The sequence below is a fragment of the Streptosporangium sp. NPDC023963 genome (assembly GCF_040639135.1).
GTDB lineage: Bacteria > Actinomycetota > Actinomycetes > Streptosporangiales > Streptosporangiaceae > Streptosporangium.
The window spans coordinates 727,897-745,265 of record NZ_JBEZZK010000001.1 but is presented as its reverse complement, the minus strand read 5'-3'; the positions used below and the strand labels follow the sequence as shown (position 1 = coordinate 745,265).

At 71.1% G+C, this 17,369-nt stretch carries 12 protein-coding genes; 5 read left to right on the top strand and 7 right to left on the bottom strand.

The annotated features are described in order from the left end of the window. Positions 1 to 2: 2 nt before the first annotated feature. Positions 3 to 947 (bottom strand): hypothetical protein, encoded by a 945-nt coding sequence (locus AB0F88_RS03115; RefSeq protein ID WP_362676758.1) that lies wholly within the window; start codon positions 945 to 947, stop codon positions 3 to 5. 193 nt (positions 948 to 1,140) lie between these two features. Between AB0F88_RS03115 and AB0F88_RS03110 the strand changes: the two genes are divergently transcribed. Beyond that, on the top strand, positions 1,141 to 2,502 hold the full coding sequence (locus AB0F88_RS03110) for a glutamine synthetase family protein (RefSeq protein WP_362676756.1): 1,362 nt from the start codon (positions 1,141 to 1,143) through the stop codon (positions 2,500 to 2,502). A 92-nt stretch (positions 2,503 to 2,594) separates the two neighbouring features. Here AB0F88_RS03110 and AB0F88_RS03105 read toward each other — a convergent pair whose 3' ends face one another. Beyond that, positions 2,595 to 3,395, bottom strand: a complete 801-nt coding sequence (locus AB0F88_RS03105) for a phytanoyl-CoA dioxygenase family protein (protein ID WP_362676754.1) — start codon at positions 3,393 to 3,395, stop codon at positions 2,595 to 2,597. A 524-nt stretch (positions 3,396 to 3,919) separates the two neighbouring features. On the opposite strand from AB0F88_RS03105, the gene AB0F88_RS03100 reads away from it, so the two are divergent. Further along, on the top strand, positions 3,920 to 4,654 hold the full coding sequence (locus AB0F88_RS03100) for a hotdog fold domain-containing protein (RefSeq protein WP_362676752.1): 735 nt from the start codon (positions 3,920 to 3,922) through the stop codon (positions 4,652 to 4,654). Positions 4,655 to 4,812: 158 nt separating this feature from the next. On the opposite strand, the gene AB0F88_RS03095 is transcribed toward AB0F88_RS03100, so the two are convergent. After that, a complete protein-coding gene (locus tag AB0F88_RS03095; RefSeq protein WP_362676750.1) occupies positions 4,813 to 5,676 on the bottom strand; it encodes an alpha/beta hydrolase in 864 nt (287 codons plus the stop codon). A gap of 168 nt (positions 5,677 to 5,844) precedes the next feature. On the opposite strand from AB0F88_RS03095, the gene AB0F88_RS03090 reads away from it, so the two are divergent. From AB0F88_RS03090 to AB0F88_RS03080, 3 genes are all read left to right on the top strand, one after another. Next, positions 5,845 to 6,555: a type 1 glutamine amidotransferase gene (locus AB0F88_RS03090; RefSeq protein WP_362676748.1), complete on the top strand. Its 711-nt coding sequence runs from the start codon at positions 5,845 to 5,847 to the stop codon at positions 6,553 to 6,555. Between the two features lie 261 nt (positions 6,556 to 6,816). Continuing rightward, positions 6,817 to 9,798, top strand: a complete 2,982-nt coding sequence (locus AB0F88_RS03085) for a bifunctional [glutamine synthetase] adenylyltransferase/[glutamine synthetase]-adenylyl-L-tyrosine phosphorylase (RefSeq protein WP_362677928.1) — start codon at positions 6,817 to 6,819, stop codon at positions 9,796 to 9,798. A gap of 201 nt (positions 9,799 to 9,999) precedes the next feature. Beyond that, positions 10,000 to 11,238 carry a hypothetical protein gene (locus tag AB0F88_RS03080; protein WP_362676746.1) on the top strand — a complete coding sequence of 413 codons (1,239 nt, stop codon included), beginning with the start codon at positions 10,000 to 10,002 and terminating at the stop codon, positions 11,236 to 11,238. A 37-nt stretch (positions 11,239 to 11,275) separates the two neighbouring features. Here the strand turns inward: AB0F88_RS03080 and AB0F88_RS03075 are convergent, their stop codons facing one another. From AB0F88_RS03075 to AB0F88_RS03060, 4 genes are all read right to left on the bottom strand, one after another. Next, positions 11,276 to 12,112, bottom strand: coding sequence for an LLM class flavin-dependent oxidoreductase (locus tag AB0F88_RS03075; protein ID WP_362676744.1), 837 nt, complete (start codon positions 12,110 to 12,112; stop codon positions 11,276 to 11,278). Between the two features lie 51 nt (positions 12,113 to 12,163). Next, the gene (locus tag AB0F88_RS03070; protein ID WP_362676742.1) at positions 12,164 to 12,715 is read right to left on the bottom strand and encodes a C40 family peptidase; all 552 of its coding nucleotides are present in this window, start codon (positions 12,713 to 12,715) and stop codon (positions 12,164 to 12,166) included. 622 nt (positions 12,716 to 13,337) lie between these two features. Continuing rightward, a complete protein-coding gene (locus AB0F88_RS03065) occupies positions 13,338 to 13,529 on the bottom strand; it encodes a hypothetical protein (RefSeq protein ID WP_362676740.1) in 192 nt (63 codons plus the stop codon). A 328-nt stretch (positions 13,530 to 13,857) separates the two neighbouring features. Next, positions 13,858 to 16,551 carry a lectin gene (locus tag AB0F88_RS03060; RefSeq protein ID WP_362676738.1) on the bottom strand — a complete coding sequence of 898 codons (2,694 nt, stop codon included), beginning with the start codon at positions 16,549 to 16,551 and terminating at the stop codon, positions 13,858 to 13,860. Positions 16,552 to 17,369: the final 818 nt, after the last annotated feature.

Here is a 17,369-nt window from a genome sequence, read left to right as displayed (position 1 = left end):
CGTTACCCTAAGTGACGATAGCGAGGTGTTTCCAGGAGCCACTCCAGGTAAGCCCGGGGGATGGTCAAGAAAGCGCATGCCACCCGCGTCACCTCACGGGAGGCGGTGAAGCCCAGGTCGTGCCGCTCCGTGAGCGCGGGGATCGCGCGGGCGGCCGTCCACAGCTCCTCCATGCGGGTGGCGACCCTGTCGATGATCCACTCTTCGGCCTCCTGATTGGAGCGTTCCAAAAAAATGGTGCCCGCATGGCCGCGTCCGGCCACCGCCTCCTGGCACCGGGCGACCACGTCGCCGCTCGCCTCGACGAGCGCCCGCCACTGCGGGCTCCGCCCCACCGGGGCCGGCACCTCCACCTCCAGGCACGGCTCCACCAGGTCGAACAGGTAGCGGCCGAAGGCGTCCCCGCACGGCTCCGCGGGTGTCTCAGGGGAGCACGGCTCCGCAGGTGTCTCAGGGGAGCACGGCTTCGCGGGTGTCCCGGGGGAGAGGGCCGCGGGTGGCTCGCGCGGGAGGATCGCCTCGCGCTGGGCGGCCAGCCCGGCCGTGAACCGCTCGCGCCACGCGTCGCTCATCCTCGGCGCGCACGCCGCCCAGAGGCCGGAGAAGGCCCGCTCCAGCGGCGCCGGCCCCGGCTCGCCGCCCGCGGCCACGGCGAGGACCGGGGTGAGGGCCTCGGGAGCCCGGCGCAGGCATGACATCCAGGTCAGCCAGCGGGCCAGCGCCGTGACCGCGCCGGTTTCGCAACGGGCGAACGCCCGCCCGGCCAGCCGGGAGGCCGCGGGATCGGGGTCCAGCCCGGCCGCGCGCGCCCAGTCGGCCGCCGCGGCCTCGACCAGGTGTATCGACGGATGGACGGGGCAGGGCATCGCCAGTGCCGCGAGGCGTTCGGCGAGCCTGGCCGGTGGCGGGACCGCGTGCGGTGATCCGTGAATTTCGGTACGCGTCATCGTTTCCCCCCGGATCGAACTTCCAGCGGCTCCGGTCGCACACTGTAGGAGGGGAGGGGGGCCGGCACGCGGAGGCGCGACGGTCCGGATGCCACATCTCACCGTTCTTCCTCGTAACGTGTGCGAAACACTGAGAGGGCAAACTGGGAGACCACTAGGCGTGTTGCGGCACGTCGGCAATGAAGGAGAAGCCTTGGACCGCCAGCAGGAGTTCGTTCTCCGCACCCTTGAGGAGCGCGACATCCGGTTCATCCGGCTGTGGTTCACCGACGTGCTCGGGTTCCTGAAGTCGGTGGCCATCGCTCCGGCCGAGCTCGAAGGGGCCTTCGCCGAGGGCATCGGCTTCGACGGCTCGGCCATCGAGGGCTTCGCCCGGGTCTACGAGTCGGACATGCTCGCCAAGCCCGACCCGTCGACCTTCCAGATCCTTCCCTGGCGCAGCGAGACGCCGGGCGCGGCCCGCATGTTCTGCGACATCCTCATGCCGGACGGCTCGCCCTCGCACGCCGACCCCCGCTGGGTGCTCAAGCGCACCCTGGCGAAGGCCTCGGACATGGGCTTCAGCTTCTACACCCACCCGGAGATCGAGTTCTTCCTGCTGAAGAACCGGCCGGAGGGCGACGAGCGGCCCGAGCCGATCGACGGCGGCGGCTACTTCGACCACACGCCGCACAGCTCGGGACACGACTTCCGGCGCAACGCGATCATGATGCTGGAGTCGATGGGCATCTCCGTCGAGTACAGCCACCACGAGGGCGGCCCCGGCCAGCAGGAGATCGACCTGCGCTACGCCGACGCGCTCACCACCGCCGACAACATCATGACCTTCCGCCTGGTCATGAAGGAGGTCGCGCTGGAGCAGGGCATCTGGGCGAGCTTCATGCCCAAGCCCTTCACCGAGCACCCCGGCTCCGGCATGCACACCCACATGTCGCTCTTCGAGGGCGACCGCAACGCCTTCTACGAGCCCGGCGCCGACTACCAGCTCTCCAAGATCGGGCGCTCCTTCATCGGTGGCCTGCTCACGCACGCCGCCGAGATCACCGCGGTCTGCAACCAGTGGGTCAACTCCTACAAGCGGCTGTGGGGCGGCGCCGAGGCGATCGCCGGAGCGGGCGGCGAGGCCCCGAGCTACATCTCCTGGGGCCACAACAACCGCTCCGCCCTGGTCCGGGTGCCGATGTACAAGCCGCACAAGGGCGGCTCGACCCGCATCGAGTTCCGCTCGCTCGACTCCGCCTGCAACCCGTACCTCGCCTTCGCCGTGATCCTCGCGGCCGGCCTGAAGGGCATCGAGGAGGGGTACGAGATGCCCCCCGGAGCCGAGGACGACGTGTGGGCGCTGACCTCGGCCGAGCGCAGGGCACTGGGCATCCAGCCGCTGCCCCAGTCGCTGGACGAGGCCATCGCGGTCATGGAGCGCAGCGAGCTCGTCGCCGAGACCCTCGGCGAGCACGTCTTCGACTACTTCCTGCGCAACAAGCGCGCCGAGTGGAGCGAGTACCGCAGGCAGGTCACCGAGTTCGAGCTCGGCCGCTACCTGCCGGTCCTGTAAGCCCAGGTCGGATTGGTTCTTACTTCGTAAAGGTGTGGGGCCGGACAGCGATGACCCGTCCGGCCCCACACCTTTTCAAGAATGAAGCACGTCTAACCGATACCGTCCCCGTCCGGGCCGGGGGTGGCCTGTCCCAGGCCCCGGCGGATCGCGATCTCCACGGGTGAGTACGCGCCGTCGGCCCGCTCCAGCTCGTACGGCACGGCCGGCATCAGCGGCGGCTGGGCCATGAAGCGCGGCCGCCCCCCGTGGTGCGGTTGCGCCGCGTGCACCAGGAACGGATGGCACAGGAAGACGTCGCCCGGGGAGCCGGTGGCGAGGGCGAGTGGCCGGTGGCCGGACGCCGCCACCAGATCGGGCGCGAGGACCAGCCCGCTCGCCCCGTCCTCCCCGTACCTCTCCAGCACCTTCGGCACGTCGAGGTGTGAGCCGACCCGGATCCGGGTCGGGGCGTCCTCCTCACCGACCTCGCTGAACAGGAACAGCATCAGCAGCGCCCGGCCCCGGGAGCGCAGATTCGTGAAGTACCAGCTCTCGCCCTCCGGCAGGTAGCTCCCCTCGATGTGCCAGCCCGCGTCGTCCGGCTCCTCCTCGTGCGGGAAGCGCAGCGGGAACGTGCCCAGCGAGTAGCGCGGCTCCCAGCGTCCCGCGCCGACGAGCAGGTCGTACGCGTGCTGCAGGAACGGGGAGTTGGGCGCGGCGGCGAACGGCCCCTGCGCCATGCCGGCCACCCAGTGCACGGGCTGCGTCCACGTCGACGGATCGTCCGGGTCGCAGCCCGTCTCCCGCCACAGCAGCCGCGCGCAGTCCGCGGCCACGCGCGGCGCGACGGCGCCCTCCAGCTTCACGAAGCCGTCGCGGAGGAAGCGGGATACCAAGGTCGTGTCATCCATGCCCCCATCGTGCGGCGGCACCGGTCCCGATCGCCCGACATTCTCCGCACCGCCTTTGTCGGGTGTTCGCCGAGTCCCTTCCTGTCCCTTCCTGCCCCTCGCCGCCCCTCGCCGCCCCTCCGGGACCGGAGGCGACCGTCCTGCGCCCACAGGACCACATCGCCGGCGGGTGCCGTGCGAGGAGCACCCCGGCGTGCCGGCCGGCCGCGAGGAGGGTGAAGCGGCCGTACCGGGCATCCGGCGGCGGGTGACGGGGGCCGGCGCTCCCGCCGGAGGCCGTGATCGGGGCGGGGTGCGACGGAGTGTGCCGCGTTCTTCCTGGAACGTGACGGACTGTGCCGCGTTCTTTCCGGAACGTGTGATCCGGGACCGCCCGCCAGACGTCATACCGGCGTTACCCACGGCTAACGAGGTCGTCATCGATCCCGAGTTGGCTGTATGTACAAGCAGTCCGGTAAAATCGGTCGGTCCGATTAACGTGATTTCTGAGGATTGATCGCCATAAAGGCGACAGGAGGTGCGGCATGACGACGACGTCCGAGCTGCAGACCGTGCTGACCGTTCCGGCGCGTTTCCGTGGTCCCGAGGGCTCCGCGAACGGCGGCTGGATCGCGGGTACGGTCTCGGAGGCGTTGCACGGCGCCCGGCACGACTCGGCCGTCGAGGTCACGCTGCACGCACCCACCCCGCTGGACACCGAGCTGTCCCTGGGCCACCTCGCCAACACCGCGACCCTCACCCACGGTGAGAAGCTCCTCGTCGAGGCCATCACGGTCGCCGAGGAGTTCGACGTCCCGGACTTCGTGCCCTTCAACGAGGCCGCGAAGGCCGAGGGCGGTTTCGCCGGCCTCGCCGGGCACGCCTTCCCCGGCTGCTTCGCGTGCGGCCTGCGCGATCCCGGCGACGGCCTGCGGATCTTCCCCGGCCCGGTGCCCGGCACCGACCTGATCGCCGCCGGCTGGCGGGTCCCGATGACCATCACCGACGCGGACGGCGTCGTCCCCGACGCGATCCTGTGGGCCGCCCTCGACTGCCCCACCGGCTGGGCGCACTTCGGGCCCGGTGAGTTCGCCCTGCTCGGCCGCCTGACCGCGCGGATCCACCGCCGGATCTACCCCGGCGGCACCTACTCCGTCGTCGCCCGCGCCACCGGCCGCGAGGGCCGCAAGCTCTTCGGCGAGAGCGCCGTCTACGAGACCGACGGCACCCTGGTCGCCGCGGCCAAGGCCACCTGGATCACGCCCGCCCAGCCCGCCTGACCGGGCCTGACCGGCGTCCCGCGTCCGGTCCCGCCGCTCCTCGCCGGTCCCGCCCGGCGCCGGGTGCCCGCCTCCCGCGTTCCGTACGACCTCCTCGGCCCGTACGACCTCCTTGGTGGCGACCCGGCGTGGGGTCGCCACTAACGGCTCACCATGACTTACCGGGAGAGGCGCTCGGCGACCAGCGAGGCGCAGCGGTCGTCGAAGAGGATCGTGTAGTGGTTGCAGTCGTCGAGCACCTCGTCCTCCAGCGCGGGCAGCCGCCTGGCCCACGCGGCGGCCAGCTCGTCGGGCAGCATGCCGACCGGCTGGTTCAGCAACCCCCGCGGGGCGCGCAGCAGCGACAGGGGTGAGGTGATCGCGCGCAGCGCCGCGCCGACCGTCTCGCCCTCGGTGAGCATCCACCGGCCGTCCTCGCGGACCGGTTCCCGCCGCACCCGCGAGCGCACCGCCCCCTCGGGCCCCGACGCGTCGTAGCGGACGTACTCCTCCGCCTCCTCCGTCCACGCCTCGGCGAAGGCGGGATGGGCCTTGAAGAAGTCCAGGTACGCGCCGACGCTCGGGAAGGTCTGGTCCAGCCGGGCGAGGGCCGGGCCGAGCGTGGCCTCCAGGACCGCGTCGGGGTCGGCGCCGCGGGGCGGCGGTATCGGGAGCCCGCCGTCGATCAGCACCACCCTGGCGTAGTCGTGTCCCGCGGCGGCGAGGGCCGCGACGTAGGCGCCCATCGAGTGACCGGTGAGCACGATGCCGGACTCGGCGCCCACGGAGCGGGCGACGAGGTTCACGTCCTCGGCGTGCGCGGCCAGGCCGTACGGGCCGGGGAGCCCGGCGCTGTGGCCGCGGCCCCGCAGGTCCATCGCGACCAGCGACCACTCGGCGGGGAGCCGGCGGGCGACGCCGGCCCAGGCCCGCAGCGAGGCGGTGATGCCGTGCACCGCCACGATCACGCGGGGCCCGGTGCCGAAGCGGGCGACGCGCAGCGCGCCGCCGGGGACCTCGACATCACTGAGGACGGGGTTCATCGGTTCTCCTCGTACATGGAGCCCCGCCTCCGGTTCCGGCGGGGCTGATGCCAAGGTGGCGGGTGCCCGTGCCCGAGGTCAATGTCCACGGCCGACATGAAGCGCGGCGGTCTCGTATGCCTCGCCCGCCCTGACCGCCTTGTGCCTATATAAGCCCATAATTGCCGTATGAGGATTACCGTCATCGAGCACGAGGCCGACGCGGGGCTCGGATTCCTCGCCGGATGGCTTTCCGGGGCCGGGGCCGTCTGCGAGGTCGTCCGGCCCTACCTGGGCGAGGCCGTGCCCGAGCGGGCCGCCGAAGGGCTGATCGTCCTCGGCGGCGAGGCGGCGGCCTGGGAGGACGAGCGGTGTCCCTGGCTGCCCGCCACCCGCGACCTGATCCGCGCCTGTGTCGAGGAGGGCGTGCCGACCCTGGGGATCTGCCTGGGGGCGCAGCTCATGGCGCTCGCCTGCGGCGGTGCCGTCGGGCGCGGGGAGCACGGGCTGGAGGTCGGCGTGACCGAGGTCGTCCCGCTGCCCGCCGCCGCGGCGGATCCGCTGTTCGCCGGCCTCGGCCCTTCCCCCGCCGTGCAGTACCACCGTGACGCGATCACGCAGCTCCCCCCGGGCGCGGTGCCGCTGGCCGCCGGGGACCCGTACCCCAACCAGGCCTACCGGCTGGGGGAGAGCGCCTGGGCGGTGCAGTTCCATCCGGAGGCCACCCCGGAGATCTTCGTCGGCTGGACGGCCGGCTCGGCCGACGTCCTGACCGGCCTGGGACACTCGGTCGAGGAGCTCAACGCGCGCGCGAAGGAGAGCGAGGACGGCCTGGTCGCCGCGTGGAAGCCGCTCGCCGAGCGGTTCGCCGCCGTCGCCGGGGCCGTCCAAAGCGCGTGACCGCGCGATTACGGTGCGAATCCGCTAACGACGCCGCACAGTTTCAGGATTAGCGTGTGCGGCGACGCTCCGAACGCGCGGGACGCGGGCCAGGGTGGGGATCCGGAGGCAGGTCGCGCCGATCCCGCCCACCCGCCGGGAGAACCGGGGTCCACGGACCGCGGGGAGCGTGCACCTTTGATCGCTCGGGGTAGGGACTGAGGAAGGGCACCCGTGCTTGTGATCGAGGAACATGGAGGGTCGGTGGAAACCGTGCCTCGGATGCAGACGACCGCCGGGCGCCTGGCGAGGCTCGGCTTCGCCGACGGCGCCAGGGCCGAGCGGCTGCTCGACGAGCTGGGGCCCGAGGCCGTCGGTGACATCGACCTGCTGACCTCGCTGGTCGCCGCGGCCGACCCCGACCTGGCGCTCACCTCGCTGAACCGGCTGGCCGAGCAGGATCCCAGCGTGCTTGGAGCGCTCCGGGCCGACCCCGGCCTGCGCGCGCGGCTGCTCGGCGTCTTCGGCGTCAGCGCCGCGCTCGGCGATCACGTCGTCAGGCACCCGGACCACTGGCGCCTGCTCGGCGGGGCACCGGACGCGGACCGCCCGACCGCGGAGGAGCTCCGTGCGGAGCTGCTGCTCGCGGTCGGCGCCGAGCCGGACGACCCCGAGCCGAGGGCCGCCGACGCCTCCACCGCCACCCTGTCGGCGCTGCGCGCCGCCTACCGGGGCCGCCTGCTCCACCTCGCCGCGCGCGACGTCACCGGGGTCGTCTCGCTGCCCGGGGTGACCGCCGAGCTGTCGGACCTGGCCGGGGCCGCCCTGGAGGCGGGACTCGCCGTCGCCAGGTCCGAGCACCCCGAGGCGGGGTCGGTACGGCTCGCCGTCATCGGCATGGGCAAGTGCGGGGCACGCGAACTCAACTACATCAGCGACGTCGACGTCGTCTTCGTGGCCGAGCCGCGCGAGGGAGGCGACGGCTCCCCCGACGAGCACGCGGCCATCAAGCTCGCCACCCGGCTGGCCCAGGGCATGATGCGCGCCTGCTCGACCAGCACCCCGGAGGGGGCGCTGTGGGAGGTCGACGCGGCGCTGCGCCCCGAGGGCAAGGCCGGGCCGCTGGTCCGCACCCTCGCCAGCCACCTCGCCTACTACCGGCGCTGGGCCAAGACCTGGGAGTTCCAGGCCCTGCTGAAGGCCAGGCCGGTCGCGGGCGACGCCGAGCTCGGCCAGCAGTACGTCGCCGCGATGAACGAGATGGTCTGGCAGGCCGCCACCCGCGACAAGTTCGTCGAGGACGTCCAGGCCATGCGCCGCCGGGTGGAGGCCCACGTTCGCGGCGGCGAGGCCGACCGCCAGCTGAAGCTCGGGCCCGGCGGGCTGCGCGACATCGAGTTCGCGGTGCAGCTGCTCCAGCTCGTCCACGGCCGCCTCGACCCGCTGCTGCGGAGGCGGGCCACGCTCTCCGCGCTCGGCGCCCTCTCCCGCGGCGGCTACGTGGGCAGGGACGACGCCAAGGCCCTCGCCGAGGCGTACACCTTCCTGCGCCAGGTCGAGCACCTGATCCAGCTGCACCGGCTGCGCCGCACGCACGTGGTGCCCGAGGGCGACGGCGACCTGCGCCGTCTCGGGCGGAGCCTGGGCATGACCGCCGACCCGGTGGGGGAGTTCACCACCAGGTGGCGCCGGCACGCCATGGAGGCCAGGCGCCTGCACGAGAAGCTGTTCTACCGGCCGCTGCTGCAGGCCGTCGCCCGGCTGCCCGAGTCGGAGGCCCGGCTGTCCACGGCCGCGGCCAAGGCCCGGCTGGAGGCGCTCGGCTACGCCGACCCCGGCGGGGCGCTGCACCACATCAGCGCGCTGACCACGGGAGTCTCCCGCCGCGCCGCGATCCAGCGGACCCTGCTGCCGGTCATGCTCGGCTGGTTCGCCGACGCCCCCGACCCCGACGCCGGTCTGCTCGGCTTCCGCCAGATCTCCGACAAGCTCGGCTCCACCCCCTGGTACCTGCGGCTGCTCCGCGACGAGACCGCCGTGGCGTCGCGCCTGGCCAGGATGCTCGGCACCAGCCGCTACGTGACGGGTCTGCTGATGAACGCCCCCGAGGCGGTCGCGATGCTCGGCTCGGACGCGGAGCTGGCCCCCAGGCCCGTCGAGGCGGTGCTGTCCGAGGCGCGGACCGTGGTGGCCCGCCACCCCGGGGACGCCGAGGGCGCGGTGGCCGCGGTCAGGGCGCTGCGCCGCAGGGAGCTGTGCCGCACGGCCGTCGCCGACCTCTCCGGGATCATCGGCATCGAGGAGGTCGGCCAGACCCTGTCCGGGCTCAACGACGTGACGATCCAGGCCGCGCTCGACGCCGCCATCGACAAGGTCGAGATGGAGCGCCGCACCCCGCTGGGCACGAGGTTCGCGGTGATCGCGATGGGCCGCCTGGGCGGGATCGAGTCCTCGTACGGCAGCGACGCCGACGTGATGTTCGTGCACTCGCCGCTGGAGGGCGTGCCGGAGCGTCAGGCCACCGAGACGGCGTTCGAGGTGGCCAACGAGCTGCGCCGCCTGCTGGCCCTGCCCGCCCCCGACCCGCCGCTGCTCATCGACCCCGGCCTGCGCCCCGAGGGCAAGGCGGGCCCGCTGGTCCGTACCCTGGCCTCCTACGCCGCCTACTACGAGCGGTGGTCGTCGCCGTGGGAGTCGCAGGCGCTGCTGCGCGCCCGCTTCTCCGCAGGGGACGCCGAGCTCGGCGTCGGGCTGCTGCACCTGGCCGACCCGCTGCGCTACCCCGAGGGGGGCATCTCCGACGCGGCCGTGCTGGAGATCCGCAGGCTCAAGGCCCGGATGGAGGCCGAGCGCCTTCCCCGCGGCGCCGATCCCGCGCTGCACACCAAGCTCGGTCCCGGCGGGCTGTCCGACGTGGAGTGGGTGGCCCAGCTCATCCAGCTCCGGCACGCGGGGTCGCGGCCGTCGCTGCGGACCACCCGCACCCTGGAGGCGCTGGGCGCGGCGGTCGCGGAGGGTCTGCTGTCGGAGGCCGACGAGGCCGTGCTCGCCGAGGCGTGGCGGTTCGCCTCGCGCATCCGCGACGCCATCGTCGCCGTCAGGGGCCGCGCCTCCGACGCGATCCCGGTGGACGCCCGCGAGCGCAGGCTCATCGCCCGCGCCCTCGGCTACCCGCCCGACGGTACGGAGGACTTCGTGGACGACTACCGCCGCGCCACCCGCCGCGCCCGCCGGGTCGTGGAGCGCGTCTTCTACGAGGACTGACCCGCTTCCACGGGGACTGGCCGGTTTCCACGAGGACCGACCCGGTTTCGCGGGGACTGGCCGGTTTCCACGAGGACCGATCCGTTTTCACGAGGAATGACCAGCGCGCCCGTTCGCGCGGGCGTCCTCCCGGTCACGAAAACCGACCTGTTTCGGTGATCGCGTTGCGCCGCCGGGGGCGTCCGTGTATCAACGGTCCGGGTGATCCTTTTGATATCCGTTTACATTGATCTGGCCATCGGCCTGATCCTGGCCTTTCTGCTCCTGTCGCTCCTGGTGAGCGGGATCAACGAGGCCTTCGTCCGGCTGCTCGGGATCCGCAGCAAGTTCCTGTGGGCCTACCTCAGGGACACCCTGGACGGCTCGGAGGACGGCAGGTCGTGGATCCCGTCGAAGATAGCCGACGTCTTCGCGAAGCTGCCCTTCTCCAAGGACGATCCGCGCCCGGTGCACAGCTCCGACCCCGCGCCCGCGGTGGTCGAGCCGATGCGGGTCGACGCGGCCACGGTCCTGGCCGCCCAGGCGGCCGCGGAGAGGGGCTCGGAGGAGATCTCCGAGGGGGTCGCCCCGGAGAGCGCCGCAGGGGAGGCGGGCGCCGGTGGCCCTCCCGATGCTCCCGCGGACGGTGCTCCCGCGGACGGCGGGCCCGTCGCCGGGGAATCGCCGGAGAGGCTCGCGCCGCCGGTGGACATGACCGCGCGGCTGTACGAGCGGCTGCAGGAGATCGACCATCCCAAGGGCGCCCGTACCAGCATCGCCAACATCCCGCCCGAGCGGTTCTCCGGCGCCGTGATGGAGCTGGTCGCCGCCGAGGAGGGCGGGATCGACGGCCTGCTCGCCAAGCTGGAGGCCATCAACAGCCCGCTCGCGGGCCACCTCAAGGGTGTCTGGGAGGGCGCCCAGCGGGACCTGCCGAGGTTCCGCAAGGGCGTCGAGGACTGGTTCAACGGGGAGATGCAGCGCCTGTCCACGCTCTACGCCCGCTACGTGAAGTGGGTGGTGTTCGCGCTGGGCGTGGTGCTGACGCTGGCGTTCAGCATGGACGCGCTGGAGTACGGCAAGACCCTGCTGCGCGACAACGCCTACCGCGCGGGGGTGAGCGCCATCGCGGGCGGCGGCGGGGACGGGTACGCCGCGCTCAAGGACAAGTGCGCCGGTGGCGAGATCGGTCTCGCCGAGCCGTACCAGTGCGTGACCGAGTCCCTCAGCTCCCCGGCGCTGGTCAAGATCTTCGATCACGCGATCGTGAGCATCACGATCCCGCCCGACGGCTCCGCCGATCCGTCCTTCCACTGGAACGGCGGAGCCTGGTGGGACCGGCTCATCGCTCCCGGGCACTGGCCCGGCTATCTGCTCACCATGGTCGCGCTGCTGTTCGGCGCCTCGTTCTGGTGGGACGTCCTGCGCCGCCTCACCGGTGTCCGGGGCGACCGCTCCTAGCTCGCGACGGCCGGTTCCCGGCCCGCGGCGACCGCTCCTAGCGGAGCTCCGCCAGGAGCAGGTCGACCTGGGGGAGCGGGTCCGGTCCGTACGGGCGGACCACGACCGTGCGGGCACCCGCCTCCCACAGGGATCTGACCTGGTCAGCGGCCTCCTCGGGAGAACCGGCCGCCATCACGACCTCCTCCGGGGCGACCTTCAGGAATCCGGCGGAGCCTTCGGCCAGACCGGCGACCACGGCGCGGTCGTCGCCCACGTAGAGGTTGACGAAGACGACCATCTCGTGATCGTCCTCGCCGGTCAGCTTCAGGGCCGCCTCGATCTGCCGGGGACCGACCCCCTCGGGCAGGATCGTGCCCTGCGCCACCCGTCCCGACAGCTCCAGCGAGCGGGGGCGCACCACCCCGGCCAGCACCGGCGGCACGACGGCGGGGGGATGCACCAGGCTCACCCCGTCGAGCCGCACGGCCCTGCCCTGGAGGGTGACCGTCTCGCCGCGCAGCAGCCCCCGTACCGCCGTGATGGTCTCCTCCAGCAACGCCAGCGGCGAGGGTGCGAGGACGCCCACCTGGCGCATCCAGTCCTGGACGCCGTGCCCGATGCCGGCCGCGAGCCGGCCCGGGTGCAGCCTGGCCAGGTTGCCCAGCTCCATGGCGAGCAGGGCCGGGTTGCGCAGCGGCGCAGGGGTGATCCCGATGCCCACCCGCAGGCGCTCGGTGACGGCGAGCGCGGTGGCCGCCGACGAGACGGCCCCGGTCCAGCCGAGATCCTCCACCACCCAGACGTCGTCCACCTCGGCCGCGTCCAGATGGCGGCAGAAGGGGATCAGTGACTCGGGGGGAAGGTCACGGTCGAACATGACGCCCAGGCGCATATCTCTCCTAGTGAACGGCGGGGGTTCCCGCTGTGCCGTTTTCGCGGGACCTCAGAGGGTCCTCGCGTAACGGAAGTAACCGGCGAGGTCGTCGATGGCCGCTACGCGATCGATCCGCACCTCGGTCCCGGTCCTCCGCGCATTGATCATCTTGCCCCGGCCGACATAGATGCCGACGTGGTGGGTCCTGACTTTACGCTTGCCGACCTTGCCGTAGAAGACGAGATCCCCCGGCCTCGCCACGGCGGCGGGGATCTTCTTGAGTCGTTTGACGTGGTCGTCGGTGTTACCCGGTCCAAGCACGTCGCGCCCGTAGGCGAGGTGGTAGACCCAGCGGGCGAGCCCGGAGCAGTCGAGGCCGCGGGTCCTGGTCGCGGGACAGGGCTTGATCGACCCCCGATAGCCCTGGCAGGTGCCGAAGGAGGGGCCGGGGTCATCGTCGTGGCCGCCGCCCCAGGAGTAGGGGATCTCCCCGCCCCGCCAGCCGGGCTGGTGCTGCCCGGCCTCGATCGCGTACGCGATGGCGGTGATCCGGTTGGGGGTGACGGGCCGGGTCGGTATCCAGGTGGAGGCGCTCAGGAGGAGGAACGTTCCCAGGAGCACGGCCGCCGCGGCCTGCCTGCGGCGCCGATGAGGACCGTGACGCCCGGGAGGACCGTGACCGCCGGGAGGACTCGGAAACCCGGGAGGGCTCGAGAAACCCCCGGGAGGGCTTGAGAAACCGGGGGAACCGTGATGCCCGAGGGGCCGGGTGTGCCCGAGGGGGCCGGGCTGCCGCTCCCCGGCCCGGGGAGGCCTGAGGTCCGCCTCTTCGTCCCGGAGCGACTCTGCCACGTCACCTCGCCTGGTCGGTCCCTGTGGGTCATGACCAGTCTGCCCAACAAGCCGGTGATGCGCGTCGTATGTTGTTTTGCCCTATTTCGTTCAGGCTCGTTCGTTCGGGCCCGACGGTGGTCTCGGTCTCGATGTTGCAGCGGCCTCGATGAGCATCGGCATCGTGGAGGAGGCGGACGGCGCGGCGCCGGGACTTCGAGATGGGACCAAGTCGTCATGAGCGGTCCTTAGAACGGGGACGACGACTTCGAGCGGGTGGTGATGCCTTGAGGGGGCCGGTGTCAAGAGACGCGGCGACCCGCGTGCGAAGCACGCGGGTCGCGGTGGTGCCGGGTACGGTGCGGGGCGCGATACGGAAGCGCCGCCCACCTGTGCCTCGCGGCCGGTGTCGTCAGTTGTTGTCGTCCCCGTCGTCGTCCGTGCCGCCGTCGTCGTCCACGCCGGGTCCGGTCGTCGTGTTGACGACGTCGGGACCGTCGTCCCCGTCATCGTCGCCACCGCCTCCGCAACCGCCGACCAGGCCGACGAGCGCCGCCATCGTCGCGGCGGCCAGCGCCGCCTTGCGCGTGGTCTGAGCAAGCATGCACAACCTCCAGGTGCCGGTCCTCGGCCGGACGCGTCGCCGTCCGGCCCCACCTCCCTGTCCCGTCTGGCGATGATCTAACACCGGGAGGGGATTCCATGTCGGACGCCCCCTCGCCGAGTACCGGGTTTCGCCCCGGAACCCCCGGTGTACCGGGGGTTCCGGGGCGGTCGTGGTCGTCCGGCCCGAACCGGCGCCGCGGTCCTCCTGCCGGATGTCCCCGGCGTCCGGCCCTCGGATACGACGCCTTCGGATGGGATCCCGGCCGCAGGCGGGTTGGGCCGCGGACGGTGCGCGATGACCGTCCGCGGCCCGGCAGGGCCTCACGTCAGCTGCGCAGGCTCCACTGCTGGTTCGTGCCGCCGTTGCACGACCACAGGATGATCCTCGTACCGTTGGCGGTGCCGCCGGCGTTGGCGTCCAGGCACAACCCGGACTGCACACCGGTGACGGTGCCGTTGGAGTTGAGGTTCCACTGCTGGTTGGTCTGTCCGTTGCAGTCCCAGATGATCACCTGGGTGCCGTTCGAGGTGCCCTGGTTGTAGGCGTCCAGGCACTTGTTGCCGAACACCTGCAGCTGCTTGCCGGAGGTGTAGGTGAACCGCTGGTTGGTGCCGCCGTTGCAGTCCCACAACTGCGCCTGAGCGCCGTTGGTCGCGGCGCCGCCGGTGATGTCCACGCATCGACCCGACTGGCCGCCCACGATCGTGCCGGTCTGGCCGCTTCCGCCGCCGTTTCCCTGCCTGACGAGCGACTTCGACTCAGGCGATCGGTTCCCCTGGGCGTCCACGACGTAGAGCCGGTACTCACCGGTCGACGTCGGAACGGCGATGGAGGTCGCGGTTCCGCCCGCCCTGGTCATCGTGTTCCCGGCGACGAAGGACGTCGTCCCCAAGGGAGCCAGCCAGACCGACTTGCCCGCGTCGCCGGCGCTCCGGATGGGAATCGACGTCGTACCGGCGGCGACGAACGTGCTGGCGGGCAGGACGTAGTCCGGCAGGGAGAGATTGCTCTGGGGGATGATGTTCCGGTACGCGTCCTCGAGTCCGGAGTTCACGGCGATGCCGTAGGCCTGCGACGGCCAGACGTAGTCGGAGGACACGAGGATGTCCTGGATCGTGCTGTTCGGCAGGTTCTTGTTGGAGACCTTGTTGATGGGGCCGTAGGTCTGCGTGATGCTCAGGTCGTGCTTACGCCCGAAGTCGTCGGAGTTGATGAGCCAGGTGATGTTCTTGTCCACACTCAGGACGTTGTCGCGGAAGGTCATGTTCCCCGAGCCCTCGTCCGGGTGGAGCCCGTACTTGTGGCCGGACGGCACGCCCTGCATGTAGTTGTTGGTGATCGTGGTTCCCGGCTGGTTGCCCAGCGTGTAGACGGGAGCCGTGTCACTCAGGCGCTGCACCGTGTCGATGAAGTGATTGTGGCTGATGGTGTTGTTCTTCGCCGTGGTGGTCGGCCGGTTGGGCGCGATCGAGCCTGACGAGCCGTCGAAGTTCCACCAGCCCCAGCCGAGCGTCACGCCGGACCACGGGGTCTTCTCGATGCGGTTGCGCTGGATGGACAGACCGTCGGCGAAGTACGCCGAGATGGGGCTGTGCCCGTTGAACAACACGGCACTGTCGTAGATGTAGTTGTTCTTTATCGTGATGTTCTTGGGCGCCCCTTCGACCTGGGCGGGATACTTCTCGCGATTCGTCGAGGTGTGGTCCCCGATGTAGACGTGCTGGGGATGGCCCACGGCGATGGCGGATCCGGCGATGTCGTTGGTGTGGTTTCCGATCAGCTGCGTGTTCACCACGTCGTTGACCATGTTGATTCCGTCGACGCCGGTGTGCTGTATCCGGTTCCTCTCCAGGACGAGCCCGTCGGCGTTGTCGATCTGGATGATGCCGGGCGCCATGTCGACATTGCGGTAGTAATAGACGTGGAAGTTCTGCTTGGCATACGCCTGCGCGCCGAGATTGCCCTGCTGGGCCTGCTTGAACGCCGAGCCGGCCACGTTGAACAGGTTCCAGTCGGAGTGCTGGACCGTGAGGCCGGAGAATGTGATGTTCCGGGCGCGAGCGCTCGTGGAGGTGCCGGCGACCTTGAGAAGGGTGGACACATTGTTCGGTGCGAAAACCGTGGCGGTCGCCATGTTCTCGGAAGCGGCCTTGTAGTAGTACACCGTCCGGCTCGTCTTGTCGAAGAAGAACTCGCCCGGCGTGTCCAGGAACTCGTAGGCGTTCATCACCTTGTGGGTGCCGCCGACCTGGGCGTTCCCGTTGAAGGCGCCCTGGGCGATGGCCGCGCCCGGCTGCTGGAACAGAGCTATACGGTTCGTGCCGTCAGAGGTGACCTGCCGGACTCCCACGATGGCCGTGGTCCAGGTCGTCCCCGTCTCCACCTCGATGTCGTCCTGATTGCCGGCGATGGCCGGAAAATCATTCAGACTGTACTTCGCTCCCGCGCACTGCGAGCCTGATTCCCACGCCCAGGACGCCTGTCCCGCCGTGATGTTGTAGGTTCCGGTGCACCCCGCCGAGCCTATTGTTTTGGAGGCCATGTACGCCCGCTTGTCATTGACGTAGAGCGCACGGAGCTTGTTGCTGCGATTCAGCGGGGCTTTCCAGATGTTGCCGCTGTGTTGCGTCCATCCGGTTACCTGAACGCCTCCGCTGAGGATCGGCGTCTCGTTCTGGTACGCGGCGTACACGACCCGGTAACCATTCGTGCCGGAGTCGGCCGGCGTGAAGTCGATCGTGCTGCCGACCGGATAGTTGCCCCCGCGGAGATACACGTGGATGTCGTCGGTCATGTTGGCGTTCACCGTGCGGACGACGTCTCTCGCGCGCTGCAGGGTTTTGAACGGTGACGTGATCGTTCCGGGGTTGGCGTCGTCGCCGCCGGGAGCGACGTAATAGGTCGCCTGGGCCGCTGCCGAGGCCGGGGCGCCACCCGCGAAGGTCGGCAGCGACGCTGCGGCGACGAACACCGCAAACGCCGCCAACACCTTTCCGGTGGTGGACAAGGCTGACTTCACGCTCTGTTCCTTTCGCTGGTTCCGAGCAGAGTGTTCGCCGCGCGGTCACCCCGCCGCAGCGGAACTCGCCGGGGTGTGCCATCGCGCGAGCGCGGCGCCTGTCTTGCGGTCGGGGACGTCGATCGGAGGGCCGTGCGCCTTTCCTGGCGGGCGAGGCGGGCCACCCTCACGCCATGCGCGGCGATCGCCGGTGGGGCGTGGGCGTCGGCGGACCCGTCGTCGGTGGGGCCGGATGTCCTCGCCGCGGGATGAGCGGTGCCGGCCGGTCCTGCGCGCCGGGCATTCGCCGCAGGCGGCTCACGGGCTCTCCATCACTCGAAGGACGAGCTCGCCGGTACCGAAGAAGCCCCGGTTGTCCGCCCTGGCACCGCGCTGACGAGGGTCACCGCCGCCGGCGAGAGGTCTCCTCATGACACGCCCTAAGAATCCGTGGCAAACGCGGCGTTACCATTTTGTAACGTATGACGTATGCCGAATGATGTCTGGGGGTAATGTCCCATTAACAGAGGTGTCTCGCAATAGTCGATGAAGCGGGGAAAAGCGCATCTGCGTTCACCCGGCGTCGCGACGCCGGGTGACCCTCCGCGACATGGCGGACTTCCCGCGGGTCGCGATGGGACCTCGCCGGTCATGCGTACGGCGCGACCCGGCGGCTCGCGGGCCCGATACGCCAGGCCAAGGCCGGTGTCTTTGTCGCCGCACCGGCTGCCGGCGGCCCGGCGCGATCCTCCGCGCGGTGCCCGCGGCGCACCGGATCCCCGCTGGATCGGCCCGCGTTCCGGGCGGTTCGAGGGGGGAGGCCGCTTACCTCGGCAGCG

Excerpts from the sequence above, each read along its gene's own strand:
- AB0F88_RS03115 (WP_362676758.1), bottom strand. The coding sequence starts at position 947 with ATGACGCGTACCGAAATTCACGGATCACCGCACGCGGTCCCGCCACCG.
- AB0F88_RS03085 (WP_362677928.1), top strand. The coding sequence starts at position 6,817 with ATGCAGACGACCGCCGGGCGCCTGGCGAGGCTCGGCTTCGCCGACGGC.
- AB0F88_RS03065 (WP_362676740.1), bottom strand. The coding sequence starts at position 13,529 with ATGCTTGCTCAGACCACGCGCAAGGCGGCGCTGGCCGCCGCGACGATG.
- AB0F88_RS03100 (WP_362676752.1), top strand. The coding sequence starts at position 3,920 with ATGACGACGACGTCCGAGCTGCAGACCGTGCTGACCGTTCCGGCGCGT.
- AB0F88_RS03095 (WP_362676750.1), bottom strand. The coding sequence starts at position 5,676 with ATGAACCCCGTCCTCAGTGATGTCGAGGTCCCCGGCGGCGCGCTGCGC.
- AB0F88_RS03105 (WP_362676754.1), bottom strand. The coding sequence starts at position 3,395 with ATGGATGACACGACCTTGGTATCCCGCTTCCTCCGCGACGGCTTCGTG.
- AB0F88_RS03090 (WP_362676748.1), top strand. The coding sequence starts at position 5,845 with ATGAGGATTACCGTCATCGAGCACGAGGCCGACGCGGGGCTCGGATTC.
- AB0F88_RS03075 (WP_362676744.1), bottom strand. The coding sequence starts at position 12,112 with ATGCGCCTGGGCGTCATGTTCGACCGTGACCTTCCCCCCGAGTCACTG.